The organism is Candidatus Izimaplasma bacterium HR1, from assembly GCA_000755705.1.
In the GTDB taxonomy this organism is placed as follows: domain Bacteria; phylum Bacillota_I; class Bacilli_A; order Izemoplasmatales; family Izemoplasmataceae; genus Xianfuyuplasma.
The window spans coordinates 965347-985940 of record CP009415.1 but is presented as its reverse complement, the minus strand read 5'-3'; the positions used below and the strand labels follow the sequence as shown (position 1 = coordinate 985940).

Below are 20594 nucleotides of genomic sequence, written 5' to 3'. Positions count from 1 at the left end.
AGTATATCGGTAACGTACTCGTAAAAATTAATAACAATTTCAATGTATTTATCGTATTCTTAAATTACAATTTGAAAAATATAGAGATATTTCTGAAAATTCAATATCTTCTAGTATATAAATTCGGCTCATTTAAGAAATATTTAAAAATCATTCTTCGAAACTTCTACATTTCAGGCGAGCAAACTTAATGACCACTTATGGAATATTATAGATATTTACTTATCATTTTCAAGTTTTGATTGTTTCTCTTGATTTCATTAAAGGCTTTTTTATAGACTGACTTTATCCTATCCTCTGAAACATGATCGAAAACTGTATCTATATCAAACCATTGGACACCGGAATTTTCATCAGGTTTAATTGTAAGTTTATCATTTTCATCAACAATCATCAAAGATATAGCTTTCAAGTATAAATGATCATTTATATATACACCATTCTTGATATGATTAAAAACGTATATAACATCTAGAATAAATATATCCTCAGAATAGATCTTCATATTTTTTATTCCTGTTTCTTCCACAACTTCTTTCATAGCAACATTCAATGGGTCATCATCACCATCATTGTGCCCATCAACCCAACCCCATGAATTATAGATATTATGGTACGCGAAAAGCACCTTTTTCATTTCTTCATTTACAACAATAGCACTACTCGACATAAGAGCTACTAAATTAGATTGAAGTAAATAATCATTATTATGATTCATAAATTGAAGAATTGCTTTTTTGTCTTTTTCTTCCTGTTTGCTAAACGGAATATAATTTTCAATTAAATTTCTCATTTTATATCCTCCAATATAGCAAATGTACTATTAGGTAATATTTTGTACACTTCAGGCTGTTTCTCTCAATAATCACTAATTTTATGTAAATAACGCAAAAAGAACATACTTTTCATAAAAATTAGCAAAAAATCACCCTATTTTTCGTATAAATATATACCGGCAATAAACTGAATGATTTTATAGAATTTTCGTGATATATATGCAATTATACCATATTAGACTGTTAAATCTCTTTCAGTTTATTATATCTACAATTATAAGTAATGCAATTTCTATATCTAATGAAAATTTTATAGTATTATCAGATGAAAATTCAGATATAATTTCACTTCAGGTGGAAATATCCATAAGTTATTACTTGCCATGTTAATAGAGACCTCCTACAGTAATACTAAAATTAAAAGTTAATTCCCCACTTCAAAACATAAATCTAAATAATTTTTTTTGAGTTACCTTGATTCAATTCTCGATATTATATTTTTTATATTTCAGCTAATCATTGTTTTTCATTATAAGTCATTCAATTCAGTTTCGTCACTTTTTTTTGAACTTACATTCATTTGCATTTTTCTGTCGGATTTTAGAATCTGAATCTCTATTTCTTGGAATGAGAAATGCAAAAGTTAAAATCGTCTTTGATTCGGTGATTAAAGGTGAGATGAATACTCTCCTTTTTTTATCCTTTTTAAATGATAATATCAATTTAATAATACATATATCTAGAGTTGACCAGTATATCAATAACTCTATTGACTTACCAATTTATTGCAGATACATATTGATATTCAAAATATATAAAAAACACCCTAGAAAACTAAGGTGTTTATTCTTCAATATTTCATTTATTCTGCATTAAACTTTCTGTGAGTTCCATCGCAATACGGGGGATTAGATGTGTTTTTACATGTGCAAAGTTTTTTCGTTATATTTTCACTTACTGTAAACATCACAGGTTCACAAAAGTAACCCTTATGTGATCCATCGCAAAATGGTTGATTATCACTTTGCCCACATTGACACCAGTAATATTGTTTATTTTGTTTTAATTCTACTGCGATAGGTTCACGCTTCTTCTTAGACATTTAATCACTCTCCTTACTTAATTTTACCACAGCTGGTAATATTATTTTAATGGTATGAATATATTTCATTCTAATTCTACATTGTCAGTCAAGCAAATTCCAGCATTGCATCGTTCAATAATTAATTCATTTCCAATCACCTCGAACGATACCTCATAATGCTTCCCAATCCTAGTTTGGTATATTTCTTTGAAGAAGAAATTTCCATCCTCACAAAACACAGTTATGTTGTATCTTACTTCATCGTCAGTTAATCTTACAATTGCTTGGTGTTCATTGTTCTCATACACTTCATAATCTGTATTATCTCTAATAGCAAAGAGCACTAACGACAAAACACTATAAAAGACTAGTAGTATTGTTACAATTTTCAAATAACCAATATCTCTTTTGGTTAGTTCAAGACAGATAAGAAAAATCGAAGACCAAAAGAAAATCATAGGCAAACTAAAATCTATATATCCTTGCAAGCTAATGATTCTTCCTTCTGCCAAGTTGTAGGCTAAAATTGCAAATACAAATAATGATAAAAAAGCAATAACTCTCATTGATATTTGTAGTAGTTTCATACATTTCCTCCTTTTTAAGGATAATTAATTATATCAAAATATATTTATATTTCAAATCTAGTAAAGAATCACTGTATAAGGTAATTCTTTTTTTCACTTCTGCAATTATGATTGATAAAATGACCATTATAAATATTGCATAATTGACTAGTAAAACATGTGCAACAAAGCGAGTCAAAACTACAACCTATTTTTTGAGGAAAGATCACATCCTGAGTAATGATTATTCATTACACCAATTGCCTCTAAATATGAGTATGTTGTAACACTTCCTAAGAATTTAAAACCTCTTCTTTTTAGATCTTTTGTTACTTTATCAGACAATTCATTTTTAGTCACAAAATTATCACCTTTTAGTACCATAACTTTGTTATCAGTAAAAGACCAAATATAATTACTGAAACTACCAAATTCATTCTGAATTTCTATGTATTTATTTGCATTATTAATAGCTGCTTTAATTTTACCTATATGTCTTACAATCCCTTTATTACCTAGAAGTTCATAAATCTTTCCTTCATCATATTTAGCCACTATCTCGGGTATAAAGTTATCAAACGCTTCTCTAAATGATTCTCTTTTTCTTAGAATTATTAACCATGATAATCCACAATGAAATGATTCTAAAACTATCATCTCAAAAAGGTATCTATCATCGTATGAAGCAACACCCCATTCGTGGTCGTGGTATTCCTTATATATCTCTGAGTTTTCCAGACTAGGCCAATTACATCTATTCATTTATACTCCTCATTTCTTAATGTTTAATGAATGCCATCTCTCATTGATAAAATGAATATCGTCTTTTTTATAGAAATTTCTTAATTCTCTGTCTTTAGTATCAGCGAATTCAAGATATTTCTTTCTATAACTAAGTTCTTTTAATTCCTTTGTAATACACCCATGGGATGGTAACAATGTGTATCCCTCATAGTTTTCAATTATCCTAGTTAATGCGTCTATATGTTGTGTGATTGTTTCTGCTACATATGGTAATACAGGTAAATTATCATTTGTTGTCATATACTCATCGCCTACAAGTAAGTACTCATCATCGATGTTTATCAACATTCCACAATTAGAATGTCCTTTATTTAGAGATAATGTGATTTTATGATCATAAAAATTGATTATAGTCTCATCATCAATAAGCACAGTAGGGATTAATTTCATATTCTCTAAGTCATCAAACATTTCTAGGGTTTCTAGGGAATATCTACTACCTATTAGATTTTGTTTTGGTAGCTCATTTAAGCCATAACAATGATCAGGATGAAAATGTGTACAGATCACGTAATTAATCTTGAAGTCCTTCAATTTTTCCCTTAGAACAACCATATTTCTTTCGTATCCAGCATCAAAAACGATGCATTCTTCATCATTGTATAATACATATATGTTTAATCCCAATTGATATTCATTGATAGATTCAAACTGATATTGATAAAAGTTATCTTTTATTTTAAGTTCTTTCATATTTACACTTCCCATCTTAAATATTATACCATATATATTCTTATGATTTTGTATCAAAAAAAGAGCTATTCAGCTCTTCAGTTTTTAAAAGTACAGATTTCTAATAATTATGTTACCATTTTCTAACGTTATAGTTACAACAGTTTTGAGATCTGACCAAGAACTCTCATCTAAATCTATCACTATAGCATAGAAATCAATGTCTTGTTCATTGTTATTGATTTCATATTCTTCATCTGCTGTTATATACTGCGATAATAATGCTTCCATGTCAGTTGGTGATGTAAGCGTAGAATTCCTTACGAGTACATCTTCTTCATCATAAACCATAAAGTTGACAGTAGAAATAGTAAATTCTTCAATATCTTTAAAGATATTTGCTACTTGAATTATTACAAATTCTCGATCAGTGCTTTCGTTAATTCCTGGTAGCATGTATGCACTAATAATTTGATCAACATCTTCCTCTACTTCAATATTAAATAAGTCTTTTTGAGTTGTTGTTGTTCCTTCAATTAAGACGCTTATTGTGTAATCATATCTATCTAAGTTTATTGCAGCATGATAAGAAAGCGATTCACTAACTAGTAATGTTTTCTCAATGTTAATACCTTCTTCTATAACAATATATACATCTGCCCCTGTATCTAATTCAAGTAAGGTGAATTCGATGTCATAGACAAATAATTCGTCATTCATATCAACTAGTTCATATCCACTACTTTGTATTAGTTCTTGTGACTGGATGTATGAGTCATTCAAACTCCTGATCGAGTTAATTGAACTTCTTAAAGATGTGGTTTGATTATTTACTTGATTCTCTAAATTATTTACTTGAGCTTGTAATGCATTTATTTTTGTAAGTGTTATAATGCTTAACACCAATAATGCTATAAAGGTAAGTGTTTTAAGTAGTTGGCCAATATCTATTAGCCCCTGTGTTGCGTTACCTTCTAATGCTTTATTCATATTTTGCTTATATATCATTCGGTATGCTACTACAATTATTGCTGAAACAATTAGTAGTAAAAAGAACCAAACTATAATTATTGCTGACATATTTTCTCCTCCTATAATCCAATACTTCGTTTAAAAGCCTGATTGTAGTTTCTAGTTACTGTTAATTTCTCTTTATTCCTCATTAATAGAATAATACGAGAATTGAATGTTGGGTTAATTTCTTGAATGGCTTTTTTATTGATGATTTGTGATTTATTTATTCTAATAAAATCTTTATCATGTAAGACACCTTCTACTTCATAGAGTTTTTCTCTAATAGAATAGGTCTTATCCATTGTATGCAGACTAATTTCATGTCCAAAACTTTCGATAAAAACTATTTTAGAATAGTGGATGATTTCATATTTTGATTCAACTTCTCCGATAAATGTTTCCTGTTTATAATCGTCTTCTCTAAATGTTAGTTCGGCATCTGCAGATATTATGAATCCCGCTTTCTCTAACATTGATTTGTATTTGTCATAATTATCTTTTTGACAAACGATTTTTATCTTCACTCTTCATCACCACCCGATCAAATTTTAGTATAAAAAAAAACTTATGTATACGAATAATGCATAAGTTGCACTTATTCAATCATAAGAGGATATTTCTCCCATACACATTAGTAATTATATCATAAAACTATAACAATAAAAGAAGAGTATAAATTAATATACTCTTCTTTGTTAGTATCTTTTTAAAGCTTCTTCAATCATATCCCAAAACATTTCTTCATCAATGTCTTTTGCGATATAGGTGTTTCTTTCTAATTCGAGAAAATCAAAGATATCACAATTAGTACGACCATAACTAGTCCCATGAGATATATCAATATCACAATGAACATGTTGTATTTCTAATAAATCAGGATTTATTAAGTATCCTATTGTTACAGGGTCATGTAATGGTGAACCATCAAAACCAAATACTTTCTTTTGATTCTCATTAAATACTCGCATTAATTTTACGAATAAATCAGAACCGTTGTTATTTATTTTTTCCATTCTATCAATAATGTGCGAGAATACTTTCACTTTTCTAGTAACGTCTAACCCAACCATTGTTACTTTTACTCCAGAATTAAAACATATATATGCTGCTTCTGGATCACAGTAAATGTTGAATTCTGCAGCAGGTGTTACATTACCATTTTGATAAGAACCACCCATTAAGACGATTTCTTCAATATTTTCTATTATCTTTGGTTCAATTCTTAGTGCAAGACCTAGATTAGTCATAGGTCCTGTTGTAATCATTGTTACCTTTTCTTTACTTTTTAAGATTTCTTCAATCATAAATTCCATAGCATTACGCTTATCAAAATCAATTTCTAACGGGGGGAAGTCAAAACCATCAAGTCCTGATTCACCGTGGATTGCCTCGCATACTTCAACTTCTTTTATAATAGGATTTACTGCACCTAAACAAACAGGTACATCAAGTTCTAAATACTGTACTAAGTTTAAGGCATTTCTTCCTGTTTTAGCTAATGTTTGGTTACCAGAAGCTACTGTAATACCTAATAAATCAAATATTGGATTTTTACCTGCTAATAGAATTGCTATTGCGTCATCATGACCTGGGTCACAATCTAATATTATTTTTCTTTTTTTCATAATTTGCATACATTCGAGATGAATGTATCTCCTTTCAGTATATGGATTGTTAGTCTTAGAACAATTATATCATATCTAAGGTAATAACTTTCACATTACCTACAAAAAGAGCCTATGTATAGTAATTCACCTTCTTATTTACTTAAGTATCTTGATAATGAGTAACCATTCTTAATTAGTATAAATTTTGATATATAAGGGGTGATTGCTTTTTGGGGACACTCTGTGATACACCTCATACACATTTCACATTTAAGTCCAAATTTTGGAATGTTGTATTTATTTGGCTTTATATTGTTTTCAGGACATCTATTCCAGCAAATCGAACAAGAGTTACATGCCTTAGTGGCATGTAGTTCTAATCCAAATAGTCGAGCAGCTGGATCTTCAAGTTTCCCTATTAAATTAACTGCTTTTGATTTGAATTTTACTTTTCTATTTGATGAATGGTTTTTAGAAATTATGCTACTGATATCATTTATCTTATCCTCGGATTCTTTGACTAATTTCCGACCTGCAGCATCAGGAAAACTCATTACAAAAGTAAGTGGCATTGCCAATACTTCATCTAAACCAACTACATAATTCTTCGAGTGTAGTATTTTTTTGATATCTATAGACACTGCATCATTAAGCCATAAAGTATTACACCCTACAGCAATTATATGGACTTTCTTGTATAATCCTTCTGGTAAATTCTTGATGAAGCGTTTTACTGTGCGAGGTGCATTAAACCCTTGTATTGAAAACATCAAAATAAGGGTATCATTAGTTTTTAAGTCTTCCGGCTTTGCAAATTCTAAAGGGAGAATGTAAGTTTCATCAATTTTTAGGTTTTCACCTAATTGTTTTGCTAGATGTTTTGTATTCCCCGTTGGGCTAAAGTATAGCAATGTGTACATAGTTATTCCTCCAATAGTGAATTTATATTTTTTTCTTTCATAAAATACTCAATAGCTTTTTCTAGAAATAATTGTGATTTCTTTTGAATTTCTCCAAATTCAGCCGGCCAGTTTCCAGCACCACTATAAAATTTATAGAGTTTCTCAAGGAGTTTGGAATCACCCTTGGTGTATTTCATAACTGATCTCCACCACTCATTGGCTATCTCTTGTCCTTGGACACTTTCTGGACTAACTCCCTGCTTATCGAGCAAAACAGCTTTCTCGAGGCATTTTTTTAGCCAATCCGGTGACATTCCTTGGTTCTCATCTAATTCATGTGTCTCGGTAATACTTGTTAGAATATCTTTGTCTAAGAAATTTATTACCCAGTAATACTCGTTGTTATCATTTATTAGTTTTACCATATTGGAGTACTTAGCCCAATCGACTTGATTTGTCTCGATTATTTCCCTTTTTATCATTTCAATAGATTCAACAGTTTTATTTGCTTTAGATATTTGCTCTTTGATAATTTTCGATTGTTGGTCCAACATGTGTACAATATCATTATTCGAATTTATAGGGATTATTCTTTTTCCTATGTCCTTCAAAGATAGTCCAAGTGATTTAAGTGTAATTATCTGATGGATAATAGATATATCATTTGAGTTATATATTCTTCTCCCACCTTCACTTATCTCTGAAGGTTTTAGTAAACCTATTTTGTCATAGTATTGTAATGTTCTTACAGATACATTTGCTAGTTTAGCCATTTCTCCAACTAAAAGCTTATTGTTAATCGTCATATTGAGCACCTCTATTCACTATAATAATACATTACGTTACGTAACAAACAAGGTATATGTTATTTAATTTATAATATAATAAAAAAGAGCATAAATTTATATGCCCTTTATTTTACTACTTGAGGTGGAGAGCGGCTCTAAAGGTTCCTCTCTTCCACAACTCTACAATACTTAGTTATCATGTATTCTTGATACTACTAGTTATAAGTTACATTAACCAAACACAATCCTTTTCCAGGAACTGTAAAGCCTGCTTCTTCACGGATTCCACTTGAAAAAATTTGCTGAATTACATCAATGTCTTTTTTTGATTGCCCGATCTCGATAAGTGTACCAACAATAATTCTAACCATATTATATAAGAAACCTTCTCCAAATATGTCGATAGAAATCATTGATCCTTCACTTGAGATATTTATGTTATAAATATCCTTAATTGTATTTTTCTTTTTACTTTTAGAGGAAAACCCAAGAAAATTATGTTTACCAATTAATAATTTAGAGGCTTCTCTCATTTTGCTTATATTTAAAGAGTCTTTTACCCAATAACTATTTTTTCTTTCAAAAACACTAGAATGAATTCCATTCCAAATTTTATATTGATAGTGTTTTTCAGAAACATTGAATCTAGAATGAAATTGCTCATCCATTATTTCAATATTACTAACTGCAATATCCTCAGGAAGATAGTGATTTACATATCTATAAATCTCTTCCGTAGAATAAGCATTCTCTGCATGAAAGTTAGCTATTTGACACAATGCGTGTACTCCAGCATCAGTTCTTCCTGAACCAATTATCTTAATCTCAGATTTATATAATTCAGACAAGACTCTTTCTATCTTAAATTGAATCGATTTCTCGTCATTTTTCAGTCGTTGCCATCCTTTATAATGTGTGCCATCATATGAAATTGTCATTTTATAATTTTGCTTTTCAATACTCATATTCTCACTTCTCTCTTTAATTTATATTAATATGTGTAGAATCAAATTCTATCATATTTTGTGAAATAGTTCACTAGGTAATTCCGCAATTCAAAATGTTATGTTCCTTATTCTTTAACCAAATTTGTTATATATTTCGAGAAGCTTCTTATTTAAATAGTTATCATATGACTACGATGCAAATCACATCCAGGATTCAATTTACATTACAGTCCAAAATTGTACTTGGTTTCAATGTTTTTAAAATGTAAATGAAGTCTATGGAACTATAATCGACTTTAAAAAAAGAGCACACGAATGCTCTCTATTTCTTATAATTCTGTGGATTTGAGCGAGTTTGAACATCTGTCAAAAATACAATCGTGAGTTTTACTAATAATGCAGCAACTAGTGCCCCAACAATTACCGGTATCAAAAAGAACGAACCGAATAAAGCAGCAAGTGCATCTCCCATATCTGCAGAATAAGCTATTGAAAATAACATGATCATACCTATTAAAGATGCAGCAGATACTAAAATTTCTATAAAGTAGATTCCTCTTTTTTTACTTATGAAGAAATACCATAACATTGATATACCATACATACAAGGTACAATAAACAAAATTGCCATAAATATAAATCTTTCAGGACTCATACTATCACCTCTTCTAAAACATTATATCACATAACAAACAACAAGGTATAGCCTTTCATCAATTTGCTCAACACACATCAAACTAATTAACAGGCACATTGTTGAAACAATTAATAAATGCAGATAGGAGTTCAGAAGGTAGAAAATACATACTAACTACATTGCCACATAAAAATATCTACATCTTGAGAGGGAGAATTTAAGCAAACAACACAAAGCATACTCCCCACTATCTAAACTATGATTTCTTATTGACCAATTAAAAAAGACCTCTCAACTGATAATCAGTTAAAACGCCTTAGTTAAAGTCTTTTATTGGTGGAGTTGAGGGTCCCTGAAGGATACCATCGTCCATGACAATTACCTAATTACTTTCAACCATAACATTTCAGATTCAACGACAAATTCCGAGACTAATTTAATGAATTTAGAGTAGTCCATTGTAGTATGAGCATAATCTAATGTGTCATAATATTCAGCTCTTTTAGTCTTTGTAATTATTATTGGAGTATATCCATACTTCATTAATTCAAAATTTAATATCAATCTCGCTGTTCTACCATTTCCATCAATGAATGGATGTATCTTAACAAATTCCCCGTGTAACAAACATGCTTTTATAACTGGATGAAATTCATTCCATTCCTTGTTATATTCAATTATTAGTTTCTGCATAAGTTCTTGTAAAACCACATGGTTAGGTGGAATATGACTTGCTCCACTTATTATTACATTCTCATTTCTATACTTCCCTGCATTTTTATTATCTATGTCCTTAAGTATTAAAGAGTGAACATTCTTTATATTCCATTCAGATATCTCTTCATTACCAGAAATTAATTCCTCTAAAAATAATATTGCATCTTTGTGATTGATTGTTTCTAAATGTTCTATAACACTTTTACCACCAATTGTGATGCCTTCAAGTACTACTTTTGTTTCAGACATAGTTAAGGTATTGCCCTCAATAGCATTACTATTATATGTCCACTCAACTATAAGTTTCTCATGTAGACCTTTTGATATTCTTTTCGGTAAGGGTCTATATGAATCTATTTCTTTTTTCAATAAATCAATATTTGAAAAATCAGACTCTAAACCAATATATTCTTTATTACTTTTTCTTCTTGCATCATAAGGTTTCCCCTCATCTTCTCTAATTAACCAACTCTTTCCAACTTTCATCGCACTTTCAATACGACCTTCTTCACATAATATTCTTACTCTACGATCATTGATACCCCATTTTTTTGATATTTCTTTAGTTCCAATATATTTCATGATATCACCTCTCAATACTATATTAACCCGTTACCGGTATATTGTCAATATTTACATCTTGAGAGGAAAAATTTAGTAGAACAACATAATGCCTACTCCCCACTTAAGAAACTGTAGTTTTTTATTGACCAAATAAAAAAGCCCCATCAACTGACAATCAGTTAAAAGCGCTTTATTTACTTGTTATATTGGTGGAGTTGAGTGCAATCGACCCCCTGTTTTACGTCTTAGCTAGATAGTTTCTTAGATGTTGAGTACGAAACAAGCAACGCTAATACACTTATGAACAGTACTACAATTGATAAAAATAAGCCATATGATGTATCTTCCATATTAATTGACATATTTGCATCTATATTTAATCTACCAGTTAATATCCAAGTAATTGTGTAATTGAATACTACCAAAGCCATGATTGATAAAAATCCATGAATATATCTCATCTTCACATTTATCATGAAAGCTGTGGGCATAAATGCAGCAAGTACTATAAATGAGTATCCAATTGAATAAATTGTACCAGCGAGATAAAAAGGATCATTTACTGTATTGTTTTGCACGTCTGTAAGAAGTGTGAACAATAATAATGTTGTAGATGCTAGTAGCACCATTATAACTACTACACCCAAAAAGGTAAAAAACACACTTATGTAACCATTTATTACCCTATCTTTATTATCTAATGGAAACTGATAAATCGGATGAGATGATTCTGATTGGATAAGATATACATAGTAAATCACTGCAAATAAAGACCAAAAGAACATCACTGCAAAACCTGTTGTAAACATGTCTGTTAGACTTACAAACTTGTTATAAACAATTATGTTTAGTAGTACAAAAAGTAAAGTATAGAAAAAACCCTTTTTTGATGGAGTTGTTAATCTTAATATATTGTAATACTTAAAATATTTTTTCATTATATCTATCCTCTATGCACACAGGTGAACAAATATCTGCTCTAATGAAGCCTGATTATGTTTACCTGCAACCTTTCCTAAGTCTTTAGTTCGAACAAGTCCTTGAACTCCAAATGGAGTGCTTTTTGGATTAATAAGTATCACACTGTTCCTATCATTTTCAGCTAATGTAATCATTTTATATTTGTCTAGTAATGTTTCCTTATCCTCAAATAATACGATCTCCCCTTCATTCATAAATGCAATATAATCCGCAATCTTTTGAACATCATCAATTTGGTGGCTAGACCATATAATGGAATGCTTCTCATTCTCCATATAAGACTGGATTATATTGATGAACTCTTGTTTATCAATTGGATCGATTCCTATTAACGGTTCATCTAATAAAAGTGTTGTAGGATGAACTGAAATAGCTAGTATAAGCATAAGTTTCTTTTGCATTCCTAGTGATAAGCTACTAACTCTCTTCTTTAAATCAATGTTGAATCGTTTTATTAATTCATCGAATAATTTCAAGTCAAAATTCGGGTGACTTTGAACGTAAATTTTTCTTAGCCACTTTACTTTCGCATATGGATTACCATTAAAGAAATCATAAACAACTGCCACATTAGTTCGAATTTCTTTCTCATTGTCTATATAGTTCAATCCGGATAACTTTAAATCTCCTGAAGTTTTAATGTATGATCCATGTAATGTCTTGAATAGAGTAGTTTTACCTGCACCATTCCTCCCAATCAAACCTACAATAGAACCTTCTGGTATCTGTAAATCGATATCTTTCAGTTCAAAATCACCAATTTTGGCACACAATTTATTAGTTTCAATACTATTCATTTTGTCCATCTCCCTTTTGCTTTAATATCCCCTCAAGTACTTGAAAATCAATATTAGCATCATCTTTTAGGCGAACAACTTCATCAAGCAAATCATTAATTCTAGATAAATACATATCTTGTACTTTATCAAGATCAATTTCACTTACAAAGTAACCTCTCGCTGATTGGCTAAAAACAAACCCTTCATTTACAAGATCATCATAAGCTCTTTTTACAGTCACTATTCCAATCTGCAATTCTTTTGACAAGACTCTTACACTAGGCAATTTATAGTGTTTCTCTAATTCACCTTTGATAATAGCCTTTTTCAGTTGATCTTTTAGTTGCTCATATATTGGTTTATCAGAATACAATGACACATTTAGATTCACAAAATCACCTCGTTCTACTGTTATCATACAATGGATACAGTTATAAGTCAATAGCATTTTTCAAATCCGTTTAAATGAATCAGTTCCCTTAACTCCCTCTGTTTTTTCATATATACTTTACAATTTTATCGTCCTTATTAAAAAAGCGTAGATATAGTCTGATTGGACCTTTTTCCATGCTTTTTAGGACACGGGTTCGACTCGTTAAAATTTGAAATTTCCCTATTGTAATAGGGCTGGCGAGAAAAAACACCGATTTTTTTGTCAGTTTTCACTATAATTTTGGGTAAATAAAAAACCGAGGATTCCATTAACGGCTAATTAAAGCCATCTGAAATTCTCGGACGCGGGTACTATTGGTGGAGTTGAGTTTGGACCAACCCCTTTCCCAATAATGATGAGTAAAGTTGAAGAAAACTATTAAGTAAATATCAGTTTCATTTTTGATCCATTAAATTGCAATAAAAACTCCCTAAATAATAGGGAGTTTAATGTTTCTTTAGTGTTACTTGGAATAATTACATTTCTGTTCAAAATAAACCATTTTAAATATTTTATTCAGTTAATAAAAGCAAGTATTTGAAGATAGGGTTGTAATCAAACATTGGTGCATCTTCATAAAATAAATGTGTTTGATTGTCAAAACCAATAATATTATCATCTGGTCCACTATTAACATGCCCAATTTCTCCTATGGTACTGCTTAACTCTGATTCATCTTTTATTCCATCATTTCCATATTCTTCAATAAGATATCCATAATCAGTTTCATATAATAAACACGTCTTGTAATTATACTCGAAAAATGTAAATCCATTATAGTTATCAACATCATAACTCGATGTAATCTCATTCTGAGAATTTTCTAGACTAATATAGTTTTTCTCTGTTAAAACTGATAATTCAGTTTCTTTCAAATTAGTGAAATCGTAATCCCAAAGGCTTTGATAATACTTTCTCACATATGACGATGTATTATCCCAACTATTAATCGTAAAGTTATACATTTGAGATGAGTACATATTTTCTCCTAAATCTGTTTGTTCATTTTCAAAATAGATCCTATATCCAGAAAAGATGTTTGATACAAATCCCTCATACTTTGATTCTATACTATAAGAATCTCTTGAAGGTACATCTTCATAGAATTTAAATTCATAGGTATTTTCTTCAGCTAACTCATATTCAACTCGATATTCTGTTTCATAGTCTGGTTCATCTGCACTGAAATCATGAAATGGAAAATCTGTTATATCAGAAACCCCATCAATAACCCCTGTTAATCTGAAATTCTTTTTGTTTTGTATTATATCTTCAGAACCAAACTCTGTTTCAATAATTACTTCATAATAATTTGAGACTAATGTCTGATTTACAAGTGTAAAAGCCTTATCAAAGTCACTTATAGATTCATCTTTGGTATAGTCATCTGCATAGTAATTACTAATCTCCTGTAAGCGATAATACTCAATAATATTATCATCTGTGTATCTGACCTCAACCCTGATCTTTGATCCGCCAGTATCCACTTTCCGATACTGGTAACCTGTCATACCAGTTCCTGATAAACCATTGTATCCATTACCGCTACCAAAATAATTATATTCAAAAGTCATAATTAAAGAGTCTTCTGTTTTAACTACTACAGGTTCTGGACAATTATACATTAATCGAGAACCATGGATATAATTTCCAAACTCATCGTAATAATAACATCTCTGGATAGGTGGTGTTTCTGCCTCCATAATATAATTTCTTTGTGTTATTAAGATTACCGTTAGCGATGTCACTATTGATACAACTGTTATAATTCTAAAAAAGATTAACCGCTTCTCTTGGAAAACGTCACTGTTTCTATCTAAATTGCGTTTAAATAATGCCATTGTTATTTTAATACTTAATAGTCCTAATAATAGAAAAGTAAGTGTATGCTTAGTAACATACAATAGTTGGTTATATCTAGGTGTAAACCAAAAAATCACCACGATAACTAAAAGTAATATCGTATAATATTTCTTAATATATTTAATAATAATTTCTCCTCTCGTATTTTAGATTTCTTTTACAAACCAAAATACGATCAACATCTAATCACTTGAAGCTTTTGCAACTTGTTTTTATTAACTAGAGTTAAGCTCTTTTTTGCGTAAACTTGCTTAATTGCTTTCGGGAAGCTTGTTTCACTAAGTGCAATATTCAGTCTATATATTTTTACTATACAAACTATTGGTAATATATATGTTATAAGAATACTTAATCCCACCAAGATGCATAATTCTAGAACAAAAAACAGGATATTCATTAATGTTTTATAAGTAAAAATACCAGTTGGTATTATATCAATTTGAGCAAAATAAAAAACTTGAATTATTGTATAGAATATAAGAATGCTCGAAATAATTATTTTCATTGTTCTATCATTTCTCATATTCTCACCACCTCCAAATTTACTTAATTAACCATATATATATTTAAAAAGTCAGAAATCTTTGATATTTACAATAATCTAGATTAAGTATCTTAAAATCCCTATACTCCCTCAGTTTTATTACATGAATCATGATTCTAAGACTTCCTTTTGGACGCGGGTTCGATTCGTTAAATTTCTAATTTTCCCTATTGCAATAGGGCTAGAATGAAAAAACACCGATTCCGAGCTACATTTTCCCTGTAATTTTGGGTAAATAAAAAACCGAGGATTCCATTAACGGCTAATTAAAGGCCATCTGAAATTCTCGGACGCGGGTACTAATGGTGGAGTTGAGTAAAAGTGACCCCCTGTGCAATAATAAAGAGCAATACTTGGATTTTCAAATCATTTGAAATTTATAGAATAATATCATTTCCTAATGATTTGATCAATAAGTTCTTTTGTTGAATTCCATTCGTGTATTTGCTTTTCGAGCATACTTTTACCTTTATTAGTGATTGAGTAATATTTTCTTTTTTTGTTAGAAGTGCTTTCAAGCCAATATGTTTTAAGATAATCTAGTTTAACTAATCTTTTAAAACTAGTGTAAAGAGTTGCTTCAGTGAAAACAAAATCACTATTTGTCATATCCTCAATTTTTTTGTTTATCTCATACCCATAAGAATCTTTATCACTTATTATACTTAGTAGCATCATATCAGTGTGACCTCTTAATGAATCACCGTTTAAACTCATTTTATTTTCCTGTTAAGATTGAAATCAATTATAAATAGTAAAATGAATACAATCCCTACAAAGAAGAATATTGGTCCATTCACACTACTTATACTTCTAGTTGATTCAAGGGCAATCCAGACAATAAATACTATAACTGAAATAAGTATATTTATTATCGGAATTAATAGATGGTATTTAATTTTACCAAGTACTATGAGTATAGTTAATAGTAAATACAAACAGATAATTATAAGGTTTTCAATAATGAAAAATCGAGATAAAACATACCACTCATATTCAGAACTATCCGATACAACATTAATATCAATGAGTAAAATTAAAGATATTATAAGATGTAATACTGGATAAAACCACTTTCTCAGAAAGATATTTTTCTTCTGAGTATAATTGTGAGTAATAAACTCTTTTGCTTTTAATCCAATTGATTTTACATCATTATTACCTGATAAGTCTGTATATTTTTTTATTAATCTTCGATATAAGCCTATGAACAATGAACCTATAATTGCAAAAACAATTAAGAATCCAATGACTGAGAAAGTAATAATACCATAAAAATCTTCTATACCTAATGTATCCATAGTCATTACAGTTGCAAATAGTACTACAATACCATAAATCATTCTTGTGAAAATCAATGAAAGTGATATAGCCCAAAATACAAAATTAGTTTTCATATATGAAAAAACTTTATCTATAAATGATGTATATTTTTGAATATCGTACTCTTCTCTTTGAATAAATTTACTATATTGATAAAGGTAGACAGCTCCAACAGCATACAATGTAATACTTATCCCAACTACAATCGCTCCTGCAACACCGCTTAATAGTGTAACAATTAAACTAATAACTGAAATTACAGTTGCTGAAACCAAAAACATTTCTGCAACCAGCGGTTTGTATGAATCTTCATCGGTAGAATCAGCGGGAAAATCACCAAATGTTTTTATTGCCTCTACATATGAGTAAGATTTATCCTTTGTTTTTTCATACAACTCATCATATCTATCAATGATATTTGAAATAATTTCTTCTTTTTTCTCTTCATGATCTTCTGAATGATCACTTTTCAATTTAAAATCAACATATTCCCTAATTTTTTTATGCATTTTTCTCTCTCCTTACCTAATCTAGTTAGGTATATAGTATCACCTTATACCTAATCTGTCAATGTATAAAATTGAATTAAAAATTTAAAATATTTTTGTTCCACTTCCCTCTACTCCCTTAGTTTTACTGCTCACATAGTAAATCATATAACAAATATCTCTCAATACTCTAATAAGGCTATTTAATCCGGTTCAATAATGTGTTTTTGGACGCGGGTTCGACTTGTTAAAAATCTCGTTTTCCCTATTGCAACAGTGCTGGAACGAGAAAACACCAATTTCGAGCATCATTTTTGCTTCGATTTTGGGTAAATAAAAAACCGAGGATTCCATTAACGGCTAATTAAAACCATCTGAAATTCTCGGACGCGGGTAATATTGGTGGAGTTGAGGGGATTTGAACCCCACAACTTTGAAAAATCAAAAAAATAAGTATATAATTAAAGTAGTCAACTTAATAATAATCATACTTGGTCAATTATTTAGTTACAGATATTTCGATAGTTATTAAAGACCTAAAATACATTACATAAACCAAAACTTAAGATTATTAATTAAAGCGAACTGATACAAACTAAACAGAGTCATAGTTACTGCTAATATTGAAACAATCCAGTTAATTATCATACTTCTTGTTTTTTTAATATCTCTTTGCTCATGCAAATACTTGTATTCATAATTTTCAACTAATAAAAGTCCATACCTAGATAACATATAGTTTCCATTAGCAAAATTATTTAGCATTCTTTCAGTTTCAACTTTATTATAAGCAAACTCTTTTATTTCAACACCTATATTTTTCAAGGATATTCTATTATCATGAAAGTCGTCATCAATATACATTAATGGGTCTCTTCTCAAAAAACTAAGAGAATCAAAAAGTTCCATATCTACTTTACAATCATTGAACTTAATGTAATCAACTATCTTAAAAGATTTGCTTTTGTACTTTCTCAAAAAAGTATATTCTCTTTTCGTAATTCTTTGCGCATAATTTTTATCACTCATTGCAATCATCTCCTTCCATTCAATTATATCATATCGAGGTCGTGAGGTAAAAAATGTTCTAACCCCAAGCGAGTCCCACGAGTGCGGTAGTCTTATAAACAATCTTTTGACTCTGGGGGTTATTCATAAGGGGGCAAAAGTGCCCCCTATGAGATAGAGTCTTGAGAGCGTGTCACTATTACTAGACAATGTGACACATTTCCCTCACTTTACAAATAATAAAAAATAATTATAAATAAGAGGTGTTTAGTATGAATGATTTAAACCGTATAGTAGAACTACTTACAAAGGAAACTAACAAGACAATAACGATAGATAATTTAATACATTTATTCTTAAAGAATTCAAAGTACACAAAGCGATTAGGTACTTACGATTATGAATCAAAACACCTAGAAATAGTATGCAGGTATTTAGATTCTAGAAAGATATACATGACTAAAGATATAACACTATCCGTAATGTATGATTTTATCGAATTACAAAAGCTAAAAGGTATAAGCAACAATACAATAAACAAGCGTATAGGATTACTCAAACAATGCCTTAACTTTTCAGTAAGAAACAACTTTATAAGTGACAACCCAATACAAGGTATCACAATGTTAAGAGTACGAAAACGAGAAACAATCACTATACCAAGATACATAATATTGGATATCCTCTACTATCTAGATCACTTGAAACCCACACCACTAAATTTAAGAAATAAAGCAATAGTGTATTTACTTCTAGATACTGGTATGAGATTGAGTGAGCTAGTGCATTTAAAGATTGAGAACTTAAACCTATCAGAGAATACAATCAATTTAACTTATACTAAGACTTCCGAAGACCGTACTGTATTTATTTCACAAAAAACTAGTGAGATATTAGAGGAGTATTTAAAACTCTTAAATCGCAAATATGGGCTTCTAATTATTGAGTTTAGAACTGAAGGGAAAATATATCCAAGATATGTAAATCATCTATTAAGCGATATCGCCAAAACACTAAATATCAATCAAAGTATCAGCCCTCATAAATGGAGACATACTTACGCAACTATGTGCTTACAAAACGGAGCGAACTTAGAATTCGTAAGGAAAACACTTGGTCATTCAAATCTACAAACTACACAAAAATATTTACATCTTGAGAGGGAAAATTTAAGCAAACAACACAATGCATACTCCCCACTTACGAAACTGTAGTTTTTTATTGACCAAATAAAAAAGCCCCATCAACTGACATTCAGTCTCTAGCGCTTAATTAAGCCATAATATTGGTGGAGTTGAGGGGATTTGAACCCCACAACTTTGAAAAATCAAAAAAATAAGTATATAATTAAAGTAGTCAACTTAATAATAATCATACTTGGTCAATTATTTAGTTACAGATATTTCGATAGTTATTAAAGACCTAAAATACATTACATAAACCAAAACTTAAGATTATTAATTAAAGCGAACTGATACAAACTAAACAGAGTCATAGTTACTGCTAATATTGAAACAATCCAGTTAATTATCATACTTCTTGTTTTTTTAATATCTCTTTGCTCATGCAAATACTTGTATTCATAATTTTCAACTAATAAAAGTCCATACCTAGATAACATATAGTTTCCATTAGCAAAATTATTTAGCATTCTTTCAGTTTCAACTTTATTATAAGCAAACTCTTTTATTTCAACACCTATATTTTTCAAGGATATTCTATTATCATGAAAGTCGTCATCAATATACATTAATGGGTCTCTTCTCAAAAAACTAAGAGAATCAAAAAGTTCCATATCTACTTTACAATCATTGAACTTAATGTAATCAACTATCTTAAAAGATTTGCTTTTGTACTTTCTCAAAAAAGTATATTCTCTTTTCGTAATTCTTTGCGCATAATTTTTATCACTCATTGCAATCATCTCCTTCCATTCAATTATATCATATCGAGGTCGTGAGGTAAAAAATGTTCTAACCCCAAGCGAGTCCCACGAGTGCGGTAGTCTTATAAACAATCTTTTGACTCTGGGGGTTATTCATAAGGGGGCAAAAGTGCCCCCTATGAGATAGAGTCTTGAGAGCGTGTCACTATTAC

22 protein-coding genes are annotated in these 20594 nt (G+C 29.8%); 1 reads left to right on the top strand and 21 read right to left on the bottom strand.

From position 1 onward, the window contains the following. Positions 1-208 precede the first annotated feature (208 nt). The 20 genes from KQ51_RS04855 to KQ51_RS04755 form a co-directional block, all read right to left on the bottom strand. Positions 209-793: an NUDIX hydrolase gene (locus KQ51_RS04855; protein WP_038469596.1), complete on the bottom strand. Its 585-nt coding sequence runs from the start codon at positions 791-793 to the stop codon at positions 209-211. 845 nt (positions 794-1638) lie between these two features. Then, entirely contained in the window at positions 1639-1878 is a 240-nt protein-coding gene (locus tag KQ51_RS04850; RefSeq protein WP_038469593.1) for a CDGSH iron-sulfur domain-containing protein, read from the bottom strand. Positions 1879-1943: 65 nt separating this feature from the next. Then, on the bottom strand, positions 1944-2447 hold the full coding sequence (locus KQ51_RS04845) for a hypothetical protein (RefSeq protein ID WP_038469590.1): 504 nt from the start codon (positions 2445-2447) through the stop codon (positions 1944-1946). Positions 2448-2627: 180 nt separating this feature from the next. Beyond that, the gene (locus KQ51_RS04840; protein WP_038469587.1) at positions 2628-3188 is read right to left on the bottom strand and encodes a DNA-3-methyladenine glycosylase I; all 561 of its coding nucleotides are present in this window, start codon (positions 3186-3188) and stop codon (positions 2628-2630) included. 9 nt (positions 3189-3197) lie between these two features. Continuing rightward, positions 3198-3923, bottom strand: a complete 726-nt coding sequence (locus KQ51_RS04835) for an MBL fold metallo-hydrolase (RefSeq protein WP_038469584.1) — start codon at positions 3921-3923, stop codon at positions 3198-3200. A gap of 84 nt (positions 3924-4007) precedes the next feature. Next, positions 4008-4982 (bottom strand): hypothetical protein, encoded by a 975-nt coding sequence (locus tag KQ51_RS04830; RefSeq protein ID WP_038469581.1) that lies wholly within the window; start codon positions 4980-4982, stop codon positions 4008-4010. Positions 4983-4993: 11 nt separating this feature from the next. Further along, positions 4994-5440 (bottom strand): LytTR family DNA-binding domain-containing protein, encoded by a 447-nt coding sequence (locus tag KQ51_RS09410; RefSeq protein ID WP_052609207.1) that lies wholly within the window; start codon positions 5438-5440, stop codon positions 4994-4996. Between the two features lie 171 nt (positions 5441-5611). After that, positions 5612-6541, bottom strand: coding sequence for a nucleoside hydrolase (locus tag KQ51_RS04820; protein ID WP_038471768.1), 930 nt, complete (start codon positions 6539-6541; stop codon positions 5612-5614). A gap of 134 nt (positions 6542-6675) precedes the next feature. Then, positions 6676-7443 (bottom strand): EFR1 family ferrodoxin, encoded by a 768-nt coding sequence (locus KQ51_RS04815; RefSeq protein ID WP_038469576.1) that lies wholly within the window; start codon positions 7441-7443, stop codon positions 6676-6678. Positions 7444-7445: 2 nt separating this feature from the next. Next, positions 7446-8231 (bottom strand): MerR family transcriptional regulator, encoded by a 786-nt coding sequence (locus tag KQ51_RS04810; RefSeq protein WP_038469572.1) that lies wholly within the window; start codon positions 8229-8231, stop codon positions 7446-7448. A gap of 197 nt (positions 8232-8428) precedes the next feature. Continuing rightward, positions 8429-9178, bottom strand: a complete 750-nt coding sequence (gene truA, locus KQ51_RS04805; RefSeq protein WP_038469569.1) for a tRNA pseudouridine(38-40) synthase TruA — start codon at positions 9176-9178, stop codon at positions 8429-8431. A 304-nt stretch (positions 9179-9482) separates the two neighbouring features. Beyond that, positions 9483-9815, bottom strand: a complete 333-nt coding sequence (locus KQ51_RS04800; protein ID WP_038469566.1) for a hypothetical protein — start codon at positions 9813-9815, stop codon at positions 9483-9485. Between the two features lie 360 nt (positions 9816-10175). Then, on the bottom strand, positions 10176-10919 hold the full coding sequence (locus KQ51_RS04795) for a Fic family protein (protein ID WP_038471766.1): 744 nt from the start codon (positions 10917-10919) through the stop codon (positions 10176-10178). 404 nt (positions 10920-11323) lie between these two features. Then, a complete protein-coding gene (locus KQ51_RS04790; protein WP_038469562.1) occupies positions 11324-12016 on the bottom strand; it encodes a hypothetical protein in 693 nt (230 codons plus the stop codon). A 12-nt stretch (positions 12017-12028) separates the two neighbouring features. Further along, a complete protein-coding gene (locus tag KQ51_RS04785; protein WP_052609205.1) occupies positions 12029-12856 on the bottom strand; it encodes an ABC transporter ATP-binding protein in 828 nt (275 codons plus the stop codon). Then, positions 12849-13229 carry a GntR family transcriptional regulator gene (locus tag KQ51_RS04780; RefSeq protein WP_052609203.1) on the bottom strand — a complete coding sequence of 127 codons (381 nt, stop codon included), beginning with the start codon at positions 13227-13229 and terminating at the stop codon, positions 12849-12851. The genes KQ51_RS04785 and KQ51_RS04780 overlap by 8 nt, the downstream gene beginning before the upstream one ends. A 554-nt stretch (positions 13230-13783) precedes the next feature. After that, positions 13784-15112, bottom strand: coding sequence for a hypothetical protein (locus KQ51_RS04775; RefSeq protein WP_144242084.1), 1329 nt, complete (start codon positions 15110-15112; stop codon positions 13784-13786). 956 nt (positions 15113-16068) lie between these two features. Beyond that, a complete protein-coding gene (locus KQ51_RS04765; RefSeq protein WP_038469554.1) occupies positions 16069-16395 on the bottom strand; it encodes a PadR family transcriptional regulator in 327 nt (108 codons plus the stop codon). Next, positions 16392-17510, bottom strand: a complete 1119-nt coding sequence (locus tag KQ51_RS04760; protein WP_038469552.1) for a hypothetical protein — start codon at positions 17508-17510, stop codon at positions 16392-16394. The genes KQ51_RS04765 and KQ51_RS04760 overlap by 4 nt, the downstream gene beginning before the upstream one ends. Before the next feature lie 525 nt (positions 17511-18035). Then, entirely contained in the window at positions 18036-18518 is a 483-nt protein-coding gene (locus KQ51_RS04755; RefSeq protein ID WP_038469549.1) for a hypothetical protein, read from the bottom strand. A gap of 251 nt (positions 18519-18769) precedes the next feature. On the opposite strand from KQ51_RS04755, the gene KQ51_RS04750 reads away from it, so the two are divergent. Further along, on the top strand, positions 18770-19711 hold the full coding sequence (locus KQ51_RS04750; protein ID WP_038469546.1) for a tyrosine-type recombinase/integrase: 942 nt from the start codon (positions 18770-18772) through the stop codon (positions 19709-19711). Between the two features lie 218 nt (positions 19712-19929). Here the strand turns inward: KQ51_RS04750 and KQ51_RS04745 are convergent, their stop codons facing one another. Continuing rightward, positions 19930-20412, bottom strand: a complete 483-nt coding sequence (locus tag KQ51_RS04745) for a hypothetical protein (RefSeq protein ID WP_038469549.1) — start codon at positions 20410-20412, stop codon at positions 19930-19932. Positions 20413-20594: the final 182 nt, after the last annotated feature.

Excerpts from the sequence above, each read along its gene's own strand:
- KQ51_RS04750 (WP_038469546.1), top strand. The coding sequence starts at position 18,770 with ATGAATGATTTAAACCGTATAGTAGAACTACTTACAAAGGAAACTAAC.
- KQ51_RS04855 (WP_038469596.1), bottom strand. The coding sequence starts at position 793 with ATGAGAAATTTAATTGAAAATTATATTCCGTTTAGCAAACAGGAAGAA.
- KQ51_RS04815 (WP_038469576.1), bottom strand. The coding sequence starts at position 7,443 with ATGTACACATTGCTATACTTTAGCCCAACGGGGAATACAAAACATCTA.
- KQ51_RS04830 (WP_038469581.1), bottom strand. The coding sequence starts at position 4,982 with ATGTCAGCAATAATTATAGTTTGGTTCTTTTTACTACTAATTGTTTCA.
- KQ51_RS04785 (WP_052609205.1), bottom strand. The coding sequence starts at position 12,856 with ATGAATAGTATTGAAACTAATAAATTGTGTGCCAAAATTGGTGATTTT.
- KQ51_RS04760 (WP_038469552.1), bottom strand. The coding sequence starts at position 17,510 with ATGCATAAAAAAATTAGGGAATATGTTGATTTTAAATTGAAAAGTGAT.
- KQ51_RS04850 (WP_038469593.1), bottom strand. The coding sequence starts at position 1,878 with ATGTCTAAGAAGAAGCGTGAACCTATCGCAGTAGAATTAAAACAAAAT.
- KQ51_RS04820 (WP_038471768.1), bottom strand. The coding sequence starts at position 6,541 with ATGAAAAAAAGAAAAATAATATTAGATTGTGACCCAGGTCATGATGAC.
- KQ51_RS04775 (WP_144242084.1), bottom strand. The coding sequence starts at position 15,112 with ATGGCATTATTTAAACGCAATTTAGATAGAAACAGTGACGTTTTCCAA.
- KQ51_RS04790 (WP_038469562.1), bottom strand. The coding sequence starts at position 12,016 with ATGAAAAAATATTTTAAGTATTACAATATATTAAGATTAACAACTCCA.
- KQ51_RS04835 (WP_038469584.1), bottom strand. The coding sequence starts at position 3,923 with ATGAAAGAACTTAAAATAAAAGATAACTTTTATCAATATCAGTTTGAA.
- KQ51_RS04800 (WP_038469566.1), bottom strand. The coding sequence starts at position 9,815 with ATGAGTCCTGAAAGATTTATATTTATGGCAATTTTGTTTATTGTACCT.
- KQ51_RS04765 (WP_038469554.1), bottom strand. The coding sequence starts at position 16,395 with ATGAGTTTAAACGGTGATTCATTAAGAGGTCACACTGATATGATGCTA.
- KQ51_RS04755 (WP_038469549.1), bottom strand. The coding sequence starts at position 18,518 with ATGAGTGATAAAAATTATGCGCAAAGAATTACGAAAAGAGAATATACT.
- truA (WP_038469569.1), bottom strand. The coding sequence starts at position 9,178 with ATGAGTATTGAAAAGCAAAATTATAAAATGACAATTTCATATGATGGC.
- KQ51_RS04745 (WP_038469549.1), bottom strand. The coding sequence starts at position 20,412 with ATGAGTGATAAAAATTATGCGCAAAGAATTACGAAAAGAGAATATACT.
- KQ51_RS04840 (WP_038469587.1), bottom strand. The coding sequence starts at position 3,188 with ATGAATAGATGTAATTGGCCTAGTCTGGAAAACTCAGAGATATATAAG.
- KQ51_RS04845 (WP_038469590.1), bottom strand. The coding sequence starts at position 2,447 with ATGAAACTACTACAAATATCAATGAGAGTTATTGCTTTTTTATCATTA.
- KQ51_RS04810 (WP_038469572.1), bottom strand. The coding sequence starts at position 8,231 with ATGACGATTAACAATAAGCTTTTAGTTGGAGAAATGGCTAAACTAGCA.